The 18,248-nt window shown below is 50.6% G+C and carries 20 protein-coding genes; 14 read left to right on the forward strand and 6 right to left on the reverse strand.

Features of this window, described 5'->3' with window-relative positions; all coding sequences use genetic code 11:
- Window positions 1-162: 162 nt before the first annotated feature.
- The 13 genes from BMW65_RS10165 (at window position 163) to BMW65_RS10225 (ending at window position 13,141) form a co-directional block, all read left to right on the forward strand.
- Window positions 163-1,011: a universal stress protein gene (locus BMW65_RS10165; protein ID WP_090605049.1), complete on the forward strand. Its 849-nt coding sequence runs from the start codon at window positions 163-165 to the stop codon at window positions 1,009-1,011.
- A 32-nt stretch (window positions 1,012-1,043) separates the two neighbouring features.
- Window positions 1,044-2,393: a sigma-54-dependent transcriptional regulator gene (locus BMW65_RS10170; protein WP_090605050.1), complete on the forward strand. Its 1,350-nt coding sequence runs from the start codon at window positions 1,044-1,046 to the stop codon at window positions 2,391-2,393.
- A 117-nt stretch (window positions 2,394-2,510) separates the two neighbouring features.
- Window positions 2,511-3,230, forward strand: coding sequence for a mechanosensitive ion channel family protein (locus tag BMW65_RS10175; RefSeq protein ID WP_218145382.1), 720 nt, complete (start codon window positions 2,511-2,513; stop codon window positions 3,228-3,230).
- Between the two features lie 309 nt (window positions 3,231-3,539).
- Complete coding sequence (locus BMW65_RS10180; RefSeq protein WP_090605052.1) at window positions 3,540-3,914, forward strand: DUF7674 family protein; 375 nt, start codon at window positions 3,540-3,542, stop codon at window positions 3,912-3,914.
- Complete coding sequence (locus BMW65_RS10185) at window positions 3,914-4,147, forward strand: hypothetical protein (RefSeq protein WP_090605054.1); 234 nt, start codon at window positions 3,914-3,916, stop codon at window positions 4,145-4,147. Before BMW65_RS10180 ends, BMW65_RS10185 begins: the two co-directional genes overlap by 1 nt.
- A gap of 4 nt (window positions 4,148-4,151) precedes the next feature.
- Window positions 4,152-4,493: a DUF7674 family protein gene (locus BMW65_RS10190; protein WP_245747593.1), complete on the forward strand. Its 342-nt coding sequence runs from the start codon at window positions 4,152-4,154 to the stop codon at window positions 4,491-4,493.
- A 42-nt stretch (window positions 4,494-4,535) separates the two neighbouring features.
- Window positions 4,536-4,613 carry a potassium-transporting ATPase subunit F gene (locus BMW65_RS24850; RefSeq protein WP_143053865.1) on the forward strand — a complete coding sequence of 26 codons (78 nt, stop codon included), beginning with the start codon at window positions 4,536-4,538 and terminating at the stop codon, window positions 4,611-4,613.
- 96 nt (window positions 4,614-4,709) lie between these two features.
- Window positions 4,710-6,410, forward strand: coding sequence for a potassium-transporting ATPase subunit KdpA (gene kdpA / locus BMW65_RS10200; RefSeq protein ID WP_090605057.1), 1,701 nt, complete (start codon window positions 4,710-4,712; stop codon window positions 6,408-6,410).
- Between the two features lie 21 nt (window positions 6,411-6,431).
- Window positions 6,432-8,441 (forward strand): potassium-transporting ATPase subunit KdpB, encoded by a 2,010-nt coding sequence (gene kdpB / locus BMW65_RS10205; protein WP_090605059.1) that lies wholly within the window; start codon window positions 6,432-6,434, stop codon window positions 8,439-8,441.
- An 18-nt stretch (window positions 8,442-8,459) separates the two neighbouring features.
- Complete coding sequence (locus BMW65_RS10210; protein ID WP_090605060.1) at window positions 8,460-9,020, forward strand: K(+)-transporting ATPase subunit C; 561 nt, start codon at window positions 8,460-8,462, stop codon at window positions 9,018-9,020.
- A gap of 108 nt (window positions 9,021-9,128) precedes the next feature.
- Entirely contained in the window at window positions 9,129-10,217 is a 1,089-nt protein-coding gene (locus BMW65_RS10215; RefSeq protein WP_090605062.1) for a porin, read from the forward strand.
- 84 nt (window positions 10,218-10,301) lie between these two features.
- On the forward strand, window positions 10,302-11,423 hold the full coding sequence (locus tag BMW65_RS10220; RefSeq protein WP_177181079.1) for a sensor protein KdpD: 1,122 nt from the start codon (window positions 10,302-10,304) through the stop codon (window positions 11,421-11,423).
- Window positions 11,420-13,141, forward strand: coding sequence for a sensor histidine kinase (locus BMW65_RS10225; protein ID WP_090605065.1), 1,722 nt, complete (start codon window positions 11,420-11,422; stop codon window positions 13,139-13,141). The genes BMW65_RS10220 and BMW65_RS10225 overlap by 4 nt, the downstream gene beginning before the upstream one ends.
- A gap of 121 nt (window positions 13,142-13,262) precedes the next feature.
- Here the strand turns inward: BMW65_RS10225 and BMW65_RS10230 are convergent, their stop codons facing one another.
- The 6 genes from BMW65_RS10230 to BMW65_RS10255 all read right to left on the reverse strand — a co-directional run bounded on the left by BMW65_RS10230 (window position 13,263) and on the right by BMW65_RS10255 (window position 17,610).
- A complete protein-coding gene (locus tag BMW65_RS10230; protein WP_090605066.1) occupies window positions 13,263-13,628 on the reverse strand; it encodes a carboxymuconolactone decarboxylase family protein in 366 nt (121 codons plus the stop codon).
- A 68-nt stretch (window positions 13,629-13,696) separates the two neighbouring features.
- A complete protein-coding gene (locus BMW65_RS10235) occupies window positions 13,697-14,554 on the reverse strand; it encodes an AraC family transcriptional regulator (RefSeq protein ID WP_090605067.1) in 858 nt (285 codons plus the stop codon).
- 44 nt (window positions 14,555-14,598) lie between these two features.
- Entirely contained in the window at window positions 14,599-15,039 is a 441-nt protein-coding gene (locus tag BMW65_RS10240; protein WP_090605069.1) for a thioredoxin family protein, read from the reverse strand.
- A gap of 12 nt (window positions 15,040-15,051) precedes the next feature.
- Window positions 15,052-15,708 carry a peroxiredoxin-like family protein gene (locus BMW65_RS10245; RefSeq protein ID WP_245747595.1) on the reverse strand — a complete coding sequence of 219 codons (657 nt, stop codon included), beginning with the start codon at window positions 15,706-15,708 and terminating at the stop codon, window positions 15,052-15,054.
- A 42-nt stretch (window positions 15,709-15,750) separates the two neighbouring features.
- A complete protein-coding gene (locus tag BMW65_RS10250; protein ID WP_090605072.1) occupies window positions 15,751-16,296 on the reverse strand; it encodes a carboxymuconolactone decarboxylase family protein in 546 nt (181 codons plus the stop codon).
- Window positions 16,297-16,308: 12 nt separating this feature from the next.
- Window positions 16,309-17,610 carry a spondin domain-containing protein gene (locus BMW65_RS10255; RefSeq protein WP_090605074.1) on the reverse strand — a complete coding sequence of 434 codons (1,302 nt, stop codon included), beginning with the start codon at window positions 17,608-17,610 and terminating at the stop codon, window positions 16,309-16,311.
- 244 nt (window positions 17,611-17,854) lie between these two features.
- On the opposite strand from BMW65_RS10255, the gene BMW65_RS10260 reads away from it, so the two are divergent.
- Entirely contained in the window at window positions 17,855-18,247 is a 393-nt protein-coding gene (locus BMW65_RS10260; RefSeq protein WP_090605075.1) for a hypothetical protein, read from the forward strand.
- Window position 18,248: the final 1 nt, after the last annotated feature.

The raw sequence follows: 18,248 nt of genomic DNA on the forward strand, positions 1-18,248 counted from the left end.
AAGCTGCCAGCCTGTACTGTTTTTCCATGGAGGGCACTCCAACGCACTGGACTGGCATAGCTTATACCACTTGAAAATTCGTGGGGTATGATCTGGTTTGACGATTGTTGCCGTGAGATTAAAAAAAGTTAAAGGAATTCTTTGTTGATTAAAAAGCATGACATGGAAAAAATAATATTGGTACCTACGGATTTCTCGTCTAATGCATTGAAAGCAACAAAATACGCCCTAAAATTGGGCGAAAACATGGATTGCAAGGTTCATCTGTTGCATGCTTATATGGCGTTTCATTCGGCTTTTCAAAGTGAACTGGCCAACCGGACCGATGAACAGCGTGCGGAACTGGGTGCACAGAAAGGCATGAACGGTTTCCTTGAAACGCTCGGATTGAATAATGGCAGTACCGGAATCTCCACCAGCATCGAGAAAGCCGACCTCGCCGATGCCGTTAAACGCTTTATCGCCGGGAATGACACCGCATTGATAGTCATGGGAACACATGGTGCATCCGGCTTAAAAATGGGCTTGCTGGGCAGCAATACCTATGATGTGGCAAAGGTGGCGAGTGTGCCGATGCTGATTATGCCCCTGAATGCGGCTGACGTCAAGCCCGAAAAAGTCATTTTCTTTACGGATTACCGCGAAGCTGATCAATACACCCTTTCGAGCCTGGTCGATCTGTTTGGCCATCTGGTACGGCAATGCTCGCTTGTGCATATCCACGAGGAAAGTGCGCCGCCCACAGCGGAAGACGAACAAAAACTGACAACGTGGAAAGAACGATTGCAAGGGGTGGTGCCACACGCTCGGTTGGACAGTGAACTGGTTTACGGAAAGGAAAGTGTAGCCCTGGTGGATGATATACTGGATAATTACGATGCCTCGCTGACCGTTCTGACACTGGTCGGGGGGCGTAGTTTTTTCGAGAAACTGATACACAAGAGCCTGGCGAAGGCAATCGTCCACCAGCCGAAGACACCGGTACTGCTGTTGGCAGACGAAAGCCTTTAGCGCCGGAAATTACGTTACCTTTGTAAAAATATATGAAACGGCTTTTATTGATCGACGATGAAGAAAAACTACGGAACCTGCTGGCCAGGGTGATCGGTGTGCAGGGCGAAGGTTTTCAGGTCGATCAGGCAGGTACCCTGAAAGCCGCTCGGCAGAAATTAACGAGGGCGCAATTTGATGTGGTATTATGCGATGTCAGATTGCCCGATGGAAGCGGTGTGGAATTCGTCCATGAGGTGAGGCAGATCCAACCGCTTACCGAGATTATCCTGCTTACCGCTTACGGTAATATTCCGGATGGGGTGCAGGCCATCAAAAATGGTGCATTCGACTACATTACCAAAGGAGACGACAATAACCGGATTATTCCGCTGATCAACCGGGCTTACGAAAAGGTGCTGCTCGCCAAACGCGTGCAGCAATTGGAACGGCGGGTTGGGCAACGGTACTCCTTTGACAACATCATCGGGAACTCGAGGCAGATTCAGGAAGCAGTCGGCCTTGGGAAAAAAGTGGCCCAAACGGACACTACCGTGCTGTTGCTCGGAGAGACCGGCACCGGGAAAGAGGTGTTCGCACAGGCAATCCATCACGCCGGAACCCGAAGCAGACAGCCGTTTGTCGCAGTTAATTGTTCTGCATTCAGCCGCGAACTGTTGGAAAGCGAGCTGTTCGGGCACCGTGAAGGCGCTTTTACCGGGGCATCGAAAGATAAGAAAGGATTATTCTCGGAAGCGGACGGGGGGACGATTTTTCTGGATGAAATCGGCGAGATGTCCTATGATTTGCAAGCGAAGCTGCTGCGTGTGCTTGAAATCGGCGAGTTCCTGATGGTGGGAGATACCGTGCCCACGCGGGTAGACGTACGCATAGTTGCAGCGACGAACAGAAACCTTGAAACGGAAATCGATCAGGGCCATTTCAGGAGCGACCTGTATTACCGGTTATCCATTTTCACGATTACCCTGCCCCCTTTGCGGGAACGCCCCCAGGACATCAAAATATTGGCAGCGCATTTTGCTCAGACCTTTGCCTTGAAAATGAACAAGCAAAAGAGCGTTCTATCCGACAACTACGTGGAATTACTCGAATCACATCCCTGGAAAGGAAATATCCGTGAATTGAAAAATGTTATCGAACGAAGCGTTATCCTGAGCGAAGGGAACACATTGAACGCGGATACCTTGCCTTATGAGTTTTTCCAGTCCAATGCATCTCCGTTAAAACCTTCCCTATCTGCGTTCTCGCTGGTCGGGGCAGAAAAACTGCAAATCCAGAAAGTCCTCAATCACACCGGGGGCAACAAAGCAGAAGCCGCCCGGCTACTTGAAATCGGGGTCGCGACACTTTATCGAAAAATAGCCGAATATCAAATCGGCTAATGCGCTTCCTTACAGTTTCTAAGAATAGTTTTTCGGTATTATAGTTGGAATAAAACGTAAATCCTGTTAGTTTTGAAGAAACAATAGATTCTTTAAACGTTAAAAACCATCGTAATTATGCAGGCAAATAACATAAGAGACATTGGGGATCATTGGAATCGGCTTATCGCCTCGGCAGTAGAGTGGGCGCCAAGAATCATAACGGCGGTGATCACGGCCGCCTTGGTTTACGTGATTGGCTTGTGGCTGATTCGAGTGATTAAGCGGGTGCTTCATGGTACTTTTGAACGCAGACAAATGGAACCCTCCCTTCGCCTCTTCGTGAGTAATTTAGTGAGCTGGGTACTCAATATCTTGCTGTTCATTGTTGTGGTGACGCAGTTGGGTGTGCAGACGTCTGCTTTTGTAGCCATCATCGGGGCGGCAGGCCTGGCAATCGGCTTAGCATTGCAAGGCTCTCTGTCCAACTTTGCAGGTGGTGTCCTGATCTTATTGCTGAAACCCTTCCGTGTAGGCGATTATATTTCCTCAAGCAACGGTGAATCTGGAACAGTCAAGGAAATTGATATCTTCAATACGAAGCTGAACACCCCGCAAAATCAAATACTCGTTGTACCCAACGGAACACTTTCCAATAGCAGCATTACAAATTTCAGTCAGTTGCCGGTAAGACGCACCTGGTTTGACATTGGTGTTAGTTACGATGCTGACTTGAAAAAAGCCAAGGAAATCCTTTTGGAGGTTATTAGCAACAACGAATTCGCCCACAAGATCCAGCCCCACAGGTGGTCGTTACCGAATTGGGAGATAGTGCGGTCAACTTATCGATACGTGTAACCGCGGACAACACTAATTTTTGGACGATGCAGGAACAATTGATCATCGATTGCAAGGCCGCACTCGACCGCGAAGGTATTTCGATTCCGTTCCCACAACGGGACGTACACCTATACCAGAAATCATAAAAAGTTTTGCCCAATCAGGGGTTACCTTATCAAAATGAAATAATCCTTTTCATTTTGATAAGGTTTTTTTTGCTGTAACTCATGTCATTATAAATTAATCACTGATAATAAGTCACTTGTGTAGATTTCCGTGAAATTGGTATGTCGTTGGCACTCCCCCTGCCAAACAATACACAATATAATGGAAACGATCAGACAAGAAGAATTTTCCTTGATTATTGTCAGCGAACTTCCGGAAGTGAAGAACGATGTGGTCAGCCTTTGCCGCAAGGGCAATATCGCCGGGGTCATGCAGATAGTTGTCAACTACATGCGTGACATGGTCAGGGGGAAGCAGCTTGACAAGGTACTACGGTGCATGAACCTCGTTGGGTGGATGTATGGCCGGGGCGATAGCGCGGTAAGGGAAATCATCGCCAATGTTTTTGTGCGCTCTTTCAATGGCCTTCACAACCAATGTACCAACTGGGAGTGGGAGCGAATACGTGAAGACATGCCCGCCAACCTGTACTCGGTATACACCGTACAGAACCGGGCGTTAATGGGACGGGTGTAATGGAAAGGAAGAAGACCATTGCGGAACTCAGGAAGACGGTCAGGGCATACCAGAAAATCAGACCATTTGACTGCCTCATGTACTTCTTCCTTGCTTTCATCGCCGTTGGGATAGCCATCAGAATCATGATTCATCATTCAATCAATATTATGCCAGCATTACTAATCACATTGGGGGGGCTTGTATGCTTTCTCCTGTTTTACAAAGCCATCGGCTTTTTCAAAAATAGTTGATACCATGGAAATTGAAACAAAAATTACAAGAACGCTGCGGCAGTGGATACCCGCAGCGCTTACCGGCAGGAGTCCGGCAGACGATTATGAAGCGCTCCGTGAAGCCGCGAATTTGTTCCTGAGGAAAATCAAGGGGACTGATACTGAGCGGGCGGATGCGCTGGAGGTCTTGAAAGTGGTGAACCTGCTGTATATCAACGGTGGCCTCCATGACCGCAACGCCATAGAAAACGAATTCCTGTTCCTGCTCGCGGCAGAGGAGGCACCGGGCAGCCTGAAAGCACATGTGGAACTGTTGCCCAGGGAGCTTCGGCAGGCCTATTTAAAAACCATTCTGGAGTATTGAAATGAATAAAAATCAGGAAACATCACAAATTTGACACCACATATGATACTCTTATTCCTATTGGCAATTGCCGTTTTCGCGTACATGATGTATGTCCTGCTCAGGCCGGAGAAATTCTGATCGAACCCCATCATCCTGTTCGCAATCTCGTTGCTTATCCTGGCCTACTATAAAGTCCGGTATGCACATTAATCATTCAATTAAAAATAGAAAGAAATGAATACAGAAATCCTTGGAGTCATTTTCATGTACCTTGCCGTGGTCGTGCTGGCTATTCCGCTGGGCCGCTATATCGGTAAGGTATTCAATTACGAAAGCACGTGGCTCGATAAACTGTTCAATCCGCTGGACAGGTTGTTCTACAAATTCGGCGGTATAGACCCGTCTGTCGGAATGAACTGGAAAGAACACCTGGTGGCCCTGCTGACCATTAACGCCTTTTGGTTTATTTATTCCATGTTCATCCTGACGAACATGGGTTGGCTGCCGCTTAATCCCGACGGCAACCCCTCCATGGGCTGGGACCTGGCCTTCAATACCGCCGTGAGCTTCGTGACCAACACGAACCTGCAGCACTACTCGGGTGAAACCGGCTTGTCGTACCTCGGCCAGTTAACGCTGATGCTCTGGCAGTTTGTCAGCGCAGGGACGGGTATTGCCATCTGTGCCGTGGTATTCATTGCCATGAAGGAACGGACAATGGAAAAGCTCGGGAACTTCTACGGTTATTTCGTGCGTTCCTGCACCCGCATCCTTTTGCCCATCGCATTTATCGGGGCCGTGGTTCTCGTGTTCAACGGTACGCCCATGACCTTTGAGGGGAAGGATACCGTCACTACGCTCGAAGGGGCCGAGCAGCAGGTCAGCCGGGGACCGGTGGCCGCCTTTGTATCCATCAAACAACTGGGAACCAACGGTGGCGGGTTTTACGGCCCGAACTCCACCAATCCGATGGAAAATCCGAATTACCTGACCAATATCCTGGAAACGGTTTACATTGTTCTTATACCGATGGCCATGGTATTTGCATTGGGGCATGTGCTCCGGCGCAGGAAACTGGCTTGGATGGTATTCGGCGTGATGACCTTTGGTTTTTTATGCCTGCTTCTCCCCACTATCTATTATGAAATGAACGGGAACCCTGCCATCACGGATATGGGGGTTCAGCAGCAGCTTGGAAGCATGGAGGGCAAGGAAGTGCGCTTCGGCCCGGCGGCTTCGGCTTACTGGGCCATCAATACCACGGCCACCAGCAACGGTTCGGTGAATGCCATGCACGACAGCATGACACCCCTTGCCGGCATGTTTACCCTGCTGGGCATGATGGTCAACTGCTTCTACGGTGGTGTTGGCGTTGGTTTCATCAACTTCTATGTGTTCATCATCCTCGCGGTGTTCATCGGTGGGCTGATGGTGGGACGTACGCCGGAGTTCCTGGGCAAAAAAGTGGAGGCACGGGAAGTGAAGATCGCCATGATTATAGCCCTGTTGCATCCTTTCCTGATTCTCGGGGGAACGGCCCTGGCCACTTACCTGTACAACGGCGATCCGGAAAGCTACGCGGGTTGGCTCGCCAATCCGGGGTACCACGGTTTCAGCGAGATGCTGTATGAGTTCACCTCGTCCAGTGCCAACAATGGCAGCGGCTTTGAGGGGCTGGGCGACAATACCCCTTTCTGGAATGTCGCCTGTGGTGTGGTGATGCTGTTTGCGCGTTACCTGCCCATTGTAGGCCCCGTGGCCATCGCCGGTTCACTGGCGGCAAAAAAGTACATCCCCGAAAGCGCCGGGACGCTAAAGGCCGATACGTCCACATTCGGTATGATGGTGTTTGCCGTGATTGCCATCGTGGCCGCGCTGGCATTCTTCCCTTCGTTAACGCTTGGACCCATTGCTGAGTACTTCTCATTGTATTAAATCACTACCATTCAGAAAAAAATGGACACAAATAAATCATTGTTCACGAAAGACATGGTGCAGGAAGCACTCAGGCAGTCTTTCATCAAGCTGGATCCCCGGGTCATGTTTAGGAACCCGGTGATGTTTACGGTAGAGATCGGCACATTGGTGATGCTGATTGTGACCGTGATGACCTTGACCGGCGATCAGTCGCAGGGGAGTTTCGGCTATAATTTCACCATCTTTTTGGTGTTGTTGCTCACTGTGTTGTTTGCCAACTTTGCCGAGGCCATCGCCGAGGCACGTGGCAAGGCACAGGCGGAAAGCCTGCGCAGAACACGGGAAGAAACGGCGGCCACCCTTCAGGATGGACGGATGGTCTCCTCATCGTACCTCCAAAAAGGGGACGTGTTCATCTGCAAAGCGGGCGACGTGATCCCGGCCGACGGCGAAATCATCGAGGGACTTGCAACCATAGACGAAAGCGCCATCACCGGCGAATCCGCACCGGTGATCCGTGAGTCCGGGGGTGACAAGAGTTCGGTGACCGGGGGCACCAAGGTGCTTTCCGACCGCATCAAGGTGCGTGTAACCGCCCAACCCGGGGAAAGTTTCCTCGACAAGATGATCGCCCTGGTGGAAGGTGCCAGCAGGCAAAAAACACCCAACGAGATCGCGCTGACGATTCTGTTGGCCGGTTTTACCCTGGTGTTCATCATCGTATGCGTGACCTTGAAGCCATTCGGGGATTATGCCCATACGCCGATCACCATTGCCGCATTTATTTCCCTGTTTGTGTGCCTGATACCCACCACCATCGGCGGGCTGCTATCCGCCATCGGCATCGCCGGGATGGACCGTGCGCTGCGGGCCAATGTGATCACAAAGTCGGGCAAGGCCGTGGAAACCGCCGGGGACATCGATGTATTGCTGCTTGACAAAACCGGTACGATTACCATCGGCAACCGGAAAGCTACGGCGTTCCACCCGGCACCGGGTGTTGCGAATGAGGTATTGGTCCGGGCGGCCGTGCTGGCATCCATGGCCGACGGTACGCCCGAGGGTAAATCCATCATCGAGCTGGCGGGTGTAAATCCTGATTCCTACGACGTGGCCAGCCCCCGTTTTATTCCGTTTACGGCAGAAACCCGCAGTTCGGGTATCGATGCAGACGGCATCCGGATACGGAAGGGAGCTACGGACGCTATCCGGCAACTGGTTGAAAAGGCCGGCAATGCGTTCCCGCAGCAAACCAAAGAAACCGTGCGTGTGATTGCCAGCAACGGCGGGACACCGCTGGTGGTATCGGAGAACGATAAGGCCATCGGTGTCATCGAGCTTCAGGACATCGTCAAACCGGGCATCCGGGAACGGTTTGAGCGGTTGCGGAAGATGGGCATCAAGACCGTGATGGTGACCGGCGACAATCCGCTGACTGCCAAATATATTGCCGAAAAGGCAGGCGTGGACGATTTCATCGCCGAGGCGAAGCCCGAAGACAAGATGAATTACATCAAAAAGGAACAGGCCGGGGGGCGGCTGGTGGCCATGATGGGCGACGGTACGAACGACGCTCCTGCGCTGGCACAGGCCGACGTGGGCGTGGCCATGAACAGCGGCACGCAGGCAGCCAAGGAAGCGGGCAACATGGTGGATCTGGACAATGATCCCACCAAGCTCATCGAGGTGGTCGAAATCGGCAAACAGCTGCTCATGACCCGCGGAACGCTCACCACGTTCTCCATTGCCAACGACATGGCCAAATACTTTGCCATCATCCCGGCGCTGTTCATTGCGGCCATCCCCGCCCTGCAGGGGCTGAACATCATGGGGCTGCACAGCCCGGAAAGCGCCATCCTCTCGGCGGTCATCTTCAACGCCATTATTATCCCGCTCCTGATTCCGCTGGCGCTGAAAGGCGTAGCCTACAAGCCCATCGGGGCCAGTGCCCTCCTGCGCCGTAACCTGTTTATATATGGCCTGGGAGGTATCCTTGTCCCATTCGCAGGCATCAAGCTCATTGATATGTTGGTTTCTCTATTTAGTTAACTTCAAAAAATTACAATCATGAAGAAGCATATTATTCCTGCTATCCGGCTCACTGTTGTTTGTATCGTTTTCTTCTGCGGTATCTATACGCTCGCAATTTGGACAATAGCGCAGCTTGCACCCGGAAAGGGAGAAGGACTGACCATCTCGGACAGTGGCAAAACATACCACGTCAATGTGGGGCAGGCTTTTACCTCGGATCGGTATTTCTGGTCGCGTCCCTCCGCAGTGGATTACAATGCCGCCGGTTCCGGAGGTAGCAATAAAGGCCCGTCCAATCCGGAATACCTCGCCACTATAGCCGCCCGGATCGATACGTTCCTCGCACATAACCCCGGAATTGAACGTGCTCAAATTCCCTCCGACCTGGTGACCGCCAGCGGCAGCGGACTGGATCCGCACATTTCCGTACAGGCCGCTGAAGTACAAGTGGCCCGGATAGCCAACGAACGCAACTTTACCGAGGATGCCATCTCGCAATTGGTTGCTTCCAATACCGAAAAGCCGCTCTTTGGGCTGTTTGGCACCGAGCGCATCAATGTTTTAAAACTCAATCTGGCCCTGGATAAACTTAGATAAAGCTGTTTTATCATGCAATTATTAAAAGACAGCTTTATCGATCTCTTCGCTGCCATTGAGAAGAAAATTGTACAGAGAAACTTATCAGAATAATCAGCATATCAAACAATGAACAAAACACTATTGGCTACTTGCCTTGGATTTTCAGCAGTTACTTCCGTTTACGCGCAAACCGGCGATGTAAGCAATCCATTGACGATCAGTGGATATATCGAAACCTATTACGTCTATGACTTTGGTAACCCCGGTGATCACAACCGGCCCGGTTTCCTGTATTCGTACAATCGCCACAACGAGGTGAATCTCAATTTCGGCTTTGCCCAGGCCGCTTACGATAACGGCGCGGTGCGGGGCAAACTTGCACTCATGGCAGGTACCTATGCCAATGCCAACCTTGCCGCCGAGCCGGGCGTGCTCAAAAATGTCTACGAAGCCAATGCGGGAGTGAAAATCTCAAAAAGCAAAAACCTGTGGGTCGATGCCGGCATTTTCGCTTCGCACATTGGCTTTGAAAGCGCCATCGGCGCAAACTGCTGGAACATGACCCGCAGCATATTGGCGGAAAATTCACCTTACTACCTGTCGGGAGCCAAGGTTTCCTACACCAGCGACAACGGCGAGTGGTTCCTCAGCGGGTTGGTCACAAACGGCTGGCAACGCATCCATCGGGTGGACGGCAACAATATGCCCGGTTTTGGCCATCAGCTTACTTGGATGCCCAACGAAAAGGTAACCCTGAACAGCAGTTCGTTCGTCGGGAGCGATGATCCGGACAGCACACGCCGGATGCGGTACTTCCACAACTTGCACGGACAGTTCCAATTTAACGATCAATGGGGATTGATCGCCGGATTCGATATGGGCATGCAGCAACAGGCAAAAGGTAGCAGTGATTACCATACCTGGTATTCGCCCGTGCTGATTGCCCGCTATGCCCCCACCGGATCGCTTGCTTTCGCGGCACGTGCCGAATACTACATGGATAAAAGCCAGGTCATCATTGCCACGGACACACCTAACGGCTTCCAGACGTTCGGCTATTCGTTGAACATGGACGTCAAGGTGCTGGACAACGTCCTATGGCGGTTGGAAGGACGCTCCTTCAATAGCCGTGAAGATCGTGTTTTTACGGATTCCGACGGATTACCGATTAAAACTAATTTTTTCTTAGGGACATCCTTAAGCATCAGTTTCTGAATAGTAGCAATCGCTTCGGCATCCAGTCGGAGCGATTTGCTTGTGTTATATTTGTACAGCTAAAAAGGGAAGGAATCAATGCTTATGGAGGAGCGGAAATCAGCGGAACACTTCCTCAACCTCATCAAAAAATCGAGGCTGGGGAAATTCAAGATCTACATCGGCATGAGCGCAGGTGTGGGAAAGACCTACCGCATGCTGCAGGAAGCGCATACCCTAATGCGTAACGGCATTGATGTAAAAATCGCTTACGTTGAGACGCACAACCGCACGGAAACGTCGGCATTGGTGGAAGGGCTGCCGGTTATTCCGCGACGCCAGCTGTTTTATAAAGGCCGCCAATTGGAGGAACTTGATGTCCAGGCAGTCCTTAACCTCCGTCCGGAGGTGGTTATCGTGGACGAACTGGCCCACACCAACATCGTGGGCAGCAAAAACGAAAAGCGCTGGCAGGACGTGGTGGAAATCCTGGAGGCGGGTATCAATGTCATCAGCGCGGTCAATATCCAGCACATCGAAAGCCTGAATGAAGAAGTGAAGGAGATCACCGGCATCGAAGTCAGGGAACGTGTGCCCGACAGGGTCATTGCCATGGCCGACGAGCTGGTGAATATTGACCTTGCGGTGGAGGATTTGATAACCCGGCTGAAGGAAGGGAAAATTTATGGTGCCGACAAGGTAGCGGCGGCGCTGGCTAATTTTTTCAAAAGCGACCATATTCTCCAACTCCGTGAACTGGCCCTCAAGGAAGTGGCTGGCCATGTCGTACGGAAGGTAGACACGCAGGTGCATAAAGGCACCGCATTGAAGCATGAACGATTCATGGCCTGCATCGGCAGCGACGCCGGGCGGGCAAAGGCCGTCATCCGCAAAACAGCGCGGCTGGCTGGATACTACAGCGGGCAATGGTACGTGCTGTATGTGCAGACGCCTCGGGAACGGATGGATAAAATTGCGTTGGATAAGCAGCGGATGCTCATCAACAACTTCAAGCTGGCAACCCAATTGGGCGGCGAGGTGATACAGGTCCGGCATAAAAGTGTGCCGACGGCCATCACGGAACAGGCCCTGAAAATGGATATCACGACGGTGTGTATCGGCAATCCCCGGATGAGCCTGCTGCGGATCATCCGCTCTACGAGCATATTCAACCAGCTGTTGAAAAAAATGGGAGAAACGGACATTGATTTAATCATCCTGTCATGAAGACAAAGACAAAACTCACAATAGGCGTAGGGACGCTTTTCGCACTGATCATCCTGCTGGCTGCTGTCAGTACCTATTCGGTGAACAGCCTGAAAGACGATACCAATAACATCCTCACGGCCAACTACAACACATTGGAATATTCCCGAAATATGCTGATGGCATTGGACGAGGCGCATACAGACAAAACCGCCTTTTCCCGCTTTGAAACCAACCTAAGGCAGCAGCGCGCCAATGTCACGGAAATGGGCGAATGGGAAGTCACGCAGCGCATTGCCGACCATTTTGAACGGCTCAGGGGCAATCCGGGTGATAGTGCCGCATACGCCGATGTGCGTGCGGATATAGCCGAGCTGATGCGGCTCAATATGGACGCCATCGTACGCAAAAGCGAAACAGCTCGTGAAACGGCGGACTCCGCAACGATATGGATATCGGTCACCGGGGCGGGATGTTTCCTCATCGCGTTCATCCTGCTGGTGAACCTTCCGGGAAACATTGCCAATCCGATAAAGGAGCTCACCGAAAGTATCAAACAGATTGCCGCGCAGCGTTATGGCGAGCGGGTACATTTCGAGGGGCACAGCGAATTCGGTGAACTGGCCCGGTCATTCAACACCATGGCGCAGAAACTGGAGGAATATGCCAATAGCAAGCTGGATAAGCTGCTGATGGAAAAGAAACGCATCGATACGTTGATTGAAAACATGCACGACCCCGTGATCGGAATAGACGAGCACGGAAAGGTATTGTTTGCCAACAGCGAGGCGGTGGCCGTAACCGGATTGGATAAACAGGGATTGGTTGGAAACACGATAACGGAACTGGCCATTGAGAATGACCTGCTACGGATACTGGCCAGAAAACCGGCAGGAGTTGATGACCGGGAAGATACCAAGCCCATCAAGGTGTTTGCGGATGGGAAGGAAAGTTATTTTGAACGGGAAACCATCGATATCGACATTACCCCCACCGGAGAACGGGAAATCCGGCGGATCGGTTCGGTCATCCTGCTGCGGAATATCACCCCGTTCAAGGAGCTCGATTCGGCGAAGACGAATTTCATAGCGACGGTATCCCATGAGCTGAAGACACCGATATCGTCGATAAAGATGAGCCTCGACCTGTTGGAACACCAGACAACCGGGGGGCTCAATGAAGATCAACGCCAGTTGATCGAAAGTATACGCGACGACAGCGAACGTCTGCTCCGGATCACCGGCGAACTGGTCGATATGTCGCGTCTCGAAAGCGGCCATATCCAACTGAATAAGCAGCCGAGCGATCCCATGGCAATACTCGATTATACATTGGGCGCTGTGGGTAACCAGGCTGTACAGCGGGGAATTGAGCTCGTCACCGAAGTGGATGCGGACTTACCCGTGATTGACATGGATGCGGAGAAGACCGCATGGGTGCTCACCAATTTCATGACCAATGCCATCCGCTACTCACCGGACAAAGGCCGCGTCATTATCGCTATCCGGAAAAGTGGCCGCGTCGTTCGGTTTTCAGTCCGGGACTTTGGCCAGGGTATCGAACAACGTTATCGCGAACGTATCTTCGACCGTTACTTCCAGGTTCCGGGGAGCAACAAGTCCGGAACCGGGCTTGGCTTGGCCATCAGCAAGGATTTTATCGAAAATCAGGGCGGCAGGATTGGCGTAGAAAGCGAGCCGGGGTTGGGTAGTACGTTCTTTTTTGAGCTGCCGTGTTGATGGAATTGCTTGTCGGATATCTTAAAAACGGCCAGTATGATGCCTTGCAGGGATCAAGCGTGACCTATATTACATCACACAGTTTTTGAATTATACATTGATTGTTCATCTTCTTCCATTTTTATAGTTCATCCACCAGCGGAAAATCGATGGAGACATCCAATACCTTGCCCGTGAAATTGGTGATGAAACTATCCCCGACCACGTGAAGCAAATCAACGAGGTTTTCAAGGGTGTAACCTTCGTTGAAAAAATTTTCAAGCAATATGGGGGTGACCTTTTCCTTTTCTTCCACGATGCCCTTGGCCAATTGAACTAACGCATCCAACCGTCCGTCAAAGGGCGCTCTGCCTCTGCGCAACTGGATAATCTCTCCGTCGCTGAAGCCGTTCAGCTTACCAATCATGGTGTGTGCGCTGAGGCAGTACATCGCCCTGTGGTGTTGGGAGACCGCCAATGTGATGGTCTCGCTTTCCCGTTTTGACAAAGAGCTGCCACGGACATGGAAGGGGTAATATTACTACCGTAAGGTCTGGAAGGGCTGAAGGCAACATGCTATAGTTTTCTGAATGCCGAAACATTGGTGCCTGAATACAGCTTGAAGAACCTGCTGAAGTGGGTAGGACTTTCGAACCCCAATTCATAGGCGATTTCTTTTGCTGACTTATCTGTATAATGGAGGTAGCGCTTGGCCTCTAAGATGATCCTGTTTTGTATCAGCTTGGATGGAGCGGGTTGCTTGAGCAGCGCAAACATGTTGCTCAGTGTTTTGGGCGACTTATTCAATGCTGCCGCATAGAAACCTACACCGTGTTCTTTTTTAAAGTTGATTTCCACCATTAGCGAAAATTTACGCACGATATCCATCCGTTCGTCTGGGAATTGCTGGTAGCTGCTATTTTGCCGTTTAGCGATACGGGTAATCTTGATTATGAGGTGTTTCAGCAGGGTACGCAGCATCTCGCCCTGGAAGCTGTCCCGCGACTGCCACTCATCGGAAAACATCTTTTCCAACTGAAAAAAAACTTCCTTTTCCGCTTCGTCAAGGGTGATGAATATCGGGTGCTGCACCCCGTAGAACAGGAAGCCCACACAACCTACTTCAGCATCGTGGTCTACAATACAATAGAACTCGCGGTTGAACTGCCAGGCAATGAGCTGTTCGGGATGCGCAAAGACGAAATGCTGGTTGGAAACCACAGGCAATATGGAAGCCGCTGGCATGGTGTAGGCAATTTCGTCAATGATGACCTGTTGAGCCGCACCCTTGTTGATGACAAACGTATTGATGGAGTCAGGTACTGCACTGCTGAACCCCTGTCCCTTCAACGTACGATTGTTGACATGCATGGTGAAATGGGCTGCCGTCGATTCCTCGTGGTATTCCCTAATGTTATTTTCGCTTTTGACCATTGTCTGTATCGTTTCTGTCGTATCAAAGATACCGAAAGTTTGATCTATTGCTTTGCCAATGCCTGCTGCCCAATTTCAACCAGTTTCTTGCCGTCTACGTACCCAACCTGCTTCAATACCATCTTTCCCTCGGGGGTAAAGAAAAGCAACGCAGGATAGGCGGTGACATTCCACTTTTCAGCAAGTCCTATCCCTTCACCTTGCTCCATATCGGCTGTATAGTTGATAAAATGACTGTTGAAATACGCTACAGCATCCTTGTCCTTGAATGTGGTAGCTTTCAGTAGCTTGCAGGGGCCACACCAGCTGGTGTAGGCATCCACAAAAATGTACTGGCCACTTTTCTTTGCTTCGGCTGCGACAGCCGCCCACTTCGTGGTCTTAAACACGATCTCCTGCGCGGAGTTGTTCTTAGCTGTTTCCCGTTTTTGGGCAACAACGGTGCCCGCCATGGTGAGGAGGAAAAACAGGACGATTGTTCTCATAATTTTATGTAATTAATGGTCTTTTTTGATGCTTGCGGCCACAGCCGTCAGCAATTCCGGACTGAGCCGTTGTTTGAAGTCGGGATTGATGTACTCGAATTGAATAACGCCCTTTGTGTCCAGAATGAATACCGACGGAACCGGAAGCAATAGATCTACATTCTTCCCGTCGGTGGTCTTGGGCAACATTTCCCAATACCCCTTCGGTGCCTTGAACGCGATGCCGAATTGTTTGGACACGGCGAGGTCAGCATCTGACAACAACGTGTAACTCAGTTTTTCCTTTGTGGCCGACTGCATAAGACCTTCAGGAGCATCCGTGCTCACCGCAACCAGCTGATAACCCTGTTGCTCCAGCTCCGGCGCGATATCCTGCAAGCCGGAAAGCTGCTTGGAGCAGAATGGGCACCAGCCTCCCCGGTAGAAGATGAGGATGGTTGGTTTTGCCGCAACTAACTTGTTTAAATCGATGGCCCTGCCAGCAGCGTCCTGCAAGGTGGCCATAGGGATGTTTTCCCCGATGAGCAACGGGCTGATATCTTCCGGTTTTTGCGGAAATAGCGGCTTTTCTTCCATCATGTTGGCTTGCTGTGCCTTCAATACCGATGGAAGGATCAGCATCGCCAAACAACAAAAAGCAACCAATGATGCGATGTTAACCTTTTTCATTAAACTATTCATCTGACCTATTATTACTATTCTTCTTATGTATTACTTGGTAATGAGCTCCTTGGCAAGCGGAAAGTCCACCGGAACGTTCGTCACGGCATGCAGCAGGTTCGTGATGGTTTTATCGCCGATAAGGACGATGGTATCCACGAGGTTTTCCTTGGTATAGCCGACTTCAAAAAACACATCGAGCGTGGCGGCATTCACCTCGCCACGGTTTGTAGTAATGCTTCTCGTCAATTTTGCCAAGGCATCCAGTTTCTCGTCGAACGTTACGGAAGCTTCACGGATTTCCAAGGTTTCTGCTTCGGAAAACCCCGCAAGTTGGGCAAGGTAGGTATGCGCACTTAGGCAATAGATGCAATTATTGACTTGGCTGACCACCAGGTTGACCACTTCGGTTTCTTTTTTTGAAAGGGACCGCGGATTGCCCTGAAATTGTAGATAAGCACCCAATGCATGGTTTGAATACGCCATTGTGGCATAAAGGTTGGGCACTTTTCCCAATCCGGATTCCAATTGGTCAAACAATTGCTGGTTGTGTGTAGAAACTTCTCCCCGTTGGGGTACACGGAATACTGTTTTCATTTACTGATCGTTTTATTGAAGGGTCACTTTCAGGATACCCGAAATGTCTGGCAAGGTGGTGAATGCATTGGGGTTGGGAACGGCTTGTATCGGCTTGCTTTCCATGAGCGGCGTGCCTGCCAGGTTAAATTGGGTAATGCCCGCACCGGGGAACTGGTCGATGGCTGTACCGTTGTCATATAGTTCGATGGATGAAGAAATGTCGCCCTTTTGCATGGCGTCTACCCCATTGTCTTTGGAAGCAAAAAACCAATCGTTGGAAAAACCGTACATGGTAGCAATGGCCAAGCGGTCTCCTGCAGCTACCTCCAACTGTTGGGAGGCACTGCCACCCGGTTGCCCCTCGATTTTGGGCAATAGGACCGTTGTGTTTGCTTCTGCCAAAACATATACTTCCTTGACACCGGACAGGGTTTTCAAGTGTGCGGCCAATCCGGTGGCATCTCCCTTTTGGGCCAGTTCCTTCAATCCCTCTCCGCGGTCATTTTCTCCCGTTTTGTAAATTGGATTCTCGATGCCGCTATATACGACCACCAATACCGGAGAAAGCGGTGTGAAAATGCCGGTCTGCCCTTCGAGGTATTCCCCCAAGGCAGTATTGTCACCCATTTCGGCAATGGCTGTAAGCCCGTTTGCCGTGGGTTGCTCCGCTTCGTATAGGGGCATCGGATTTAGCAAGTCGCCCCCTGCAATATAGGAAATTGCCCATACACCGGGACTGAAGGGCGTCGGGTTGGCCGTGGCACCCGAGGTATTGGTAATTGTCAATGTAAACATGGAATTGCCGTTGTATTCCAGTGCCAGTTTCATCAGTGATGGGGCAGGGGCATAGGCATTGCCCTGAGCATCCGTGCCGTTTACTTCGGTGATGTTTTTGAGGGTAGCTTCTGCGGTGCCGGGATGCGCAATCGATGCCCCAGGGGGTTGATTGATGCGTGTGCCATTGTCCCACAGCTTGATTTGTGCCGATACATCGCCTGTGATCGGGGTACCGTCTTCTTCATAAAGCAGGATGCCGGGATTGGCGGGCGCAAAAAACAAGTCGTTGGACCAACCATACATGCTGGCGAAGGTGATGGCCTGGCCCTTCGCAGCTGAAAAGCTGAAAGATATGGACTCCCCGGGCAACACAACCGGTGATGACTCCGAATGCTGAAATTTGCCCGACTGCACAAGTGGCCGTGAATCCAATACATTTTCGATGGTAATTGTCGCTGCAGTTGTTGTTGGTTTTTTGTCATTATCTTTATCACAAGCGGTAATGAGCAAGGGCAATACTGCCAACGATAACCAGGATGATTTTTTTTGTCTCATAACAATATGTTTGATGTTACCATTTTATTGTGACACAAAGGTAGGCCCACCCAGTTGTGACTGCGGCATCTGTATTTCCCGATATGTTGACGATATTTCCCGAAGGGTGTATTTAGACACCACGGCACGATGACGTCCGTTGTCTTCCGCTAAAGTATTTTCCTGTTATGATGACTACGATCATTTTTCTCCCTAAAGGGGATCATTGTTAACACATTAACTTTCTTATAAATTGCATACTGTTATGAAACGGCTACGTCTTTTTGCAATTTTTTTGCTTATTTTCAATGGCCTTTCAGCGATAGCTGGAGGTGGGATTTTAATCATCGATCCCCAGGGATATGCCATCCGGATACCCGTAAGCATCCTTCAATATAGCCCGTTTTCCAACTTTCTGATCCCCGGTATACTTTTGTTCATCTTCAACGGACTTTCAAGCCTGCTGATAGCGTGGGCGGTCATAAACCGGATCCAAGGGTATCTGTGGCTGGTCATATTCCAGGGCGTAGCGTCTATTACATGGATAGTGACCCAGGTGGTCATGATCCGTGAGATCGTATTGCTCCACTACATCTACGGGGGGATTGGGCTACTTTTTCTCGTCGCAGGCATTTTACTTGAAAGGTATGCTGACTAAA

The sequence above is a fragment of the Parapedobacter koreensis genome (genome assembly GCF_900109365.1).
In the GTDB taxonomy this organism is placed as follows: domain Bacteria; phylum Bacteroidota; class Bacteroidia; order Sphingobacteriales; family Sphingobacteriaceae; genus Parapedobacter; species Parapedobacter koreensis.

Excerpts from the sequence above, each read along its gene's own strand:
- BMW65_RS10165 (WP_090605049.1), top strand. The coding sequence starts at position 163 with ATGGAAAAAATAATATTGGTACCTACGGATTTCTCGTCTAATGCATTG.
- BMW65_RS10170 (WP_090605050.1), top strand. The coding sequence starts at position 1,044 with ATGAAACGGCTTTTATTGATCGACGATGAAGAAAAACTACGGAACCTG.
- BMW65_RS10175 (WP_218145382.1), top strand. The coding sequence starts at position 2,511 with ATGCAGGCAAATAACATAAGAGACATTGGGGATCATTGGAATCGGCTT.
- BMW65_RS10180 (WP_090605052.1), top strand. The coding sequence starts at position 3,540 with ATGGAAACGATCAGACAAGAAGAATTTTCCTTGATTATTGTCAGCGAA.
- BMW65_RS10185 (WP_090605054.1), top strand. The coding sequence starts at position 3,914 with ATGGAAAGGAAGAAGACCATTGCGGAACTCAGGAAGACGGTCAGGGCA.
- BMW65_RS10190 (WP_245747593.1), top strand. The coding sequence starts at position 4,152 with ATGGAAATTGAAACAAAAATTACAAGAACGCTGCGGCAGTGGATACCC.
- BMW65_RS24850 (WP_143053865.1), top strand. The coding sequence starts at position 4,536 with ATGATACTCTTATTCCTATTGGCAATTGCCGTTTTCGCGTACATGATG.
- kdpA (WP_090605057.1), top strand. The coding sequence starts at position 4,710 with ATGAATACAGAAATCCTTGGAGTCATTTTCATGTACCTTGCCGTGGTC.
- kdpB (WP_090605059.1), top strand. The coding sequence starts at position 6,432 with ATGGACACAAATAAATCATTGTTCACGAAAGACATGGTGCAGGAAGCA.
- BMW65_RS10210 (WP_090605060.1), top strand. The coding sequence starts at position 8,460 with ATGAAGAAGCATATTATTCCTGCTATCCGGCTCACTGTTGTTTGTATC.
- BMW65_RS10215 (WP_090605062.1), top strand. The coding sequence starts at position 9,129 with ATGAACAAAACACTATTGGCTACTTGCCTTGGATTTTCAGCAGTTACT.
- BMW65_RS10220 (WP_177181079.1), top strand. The coding sequence starts at position 10,302 with ATGGAGGAGCGGAAATCAGCGGAACACTTCCTCAACCTCATCAAAAAA.
- BMW65_RS10225 (WP_090605065.1), top strand. The coding sequence starts at position 11,420 with ATGAAGACAAAGACAAAACTCACAATAGGCGTAGGGACGCTTTTCGCA.
- BMW65_RS10235 (WP_090605067.1), bottom strand. The coding sequence starts at position 14,554 with ATGGTCAAAAGCGAAAATAACATTAGGGAATACCACGAGGAATCGACG.
- BMW65_RS10240 (WP_090605069.1), bottom strand. The coding sequence starts at position 15,039 with ATGAGAACAATCGTCCTGTTTTTCCTCCTCACCATGGCGGGCACCGTT.
- BMW65_RS10245 (WP_245747595.1), bottom strand. The coding sequence starts at position 15,708 with ATGAAAAAGGTTAACATCGCATCATTGGTTGCTTTTTGTTGTTTGGCG.
- BMW65_RS10250 (WP_090605072.1), bottom strand. The coding sequence starts at position 16,296 with ATGAAAACAGTATTCCGTGTACCCCAACGGGGAGAAGTTTCTACACAC.
- BMW65_RS10255 (WP_090605074.1), bottom strand. The coding sequence starts at position 17,610 with ATGAGACAAAAAAAATCATCCTGGTTATCGTTGGCAGTATTGCCCTTG.
- BMW65_RS10260 (WP_090605075.1), top strand. The coding sequence starts at position 17,855 with ATGAAACGGCTACGTCTTTTTGCAATTTTTTTGCTTATTTTCAATGGC.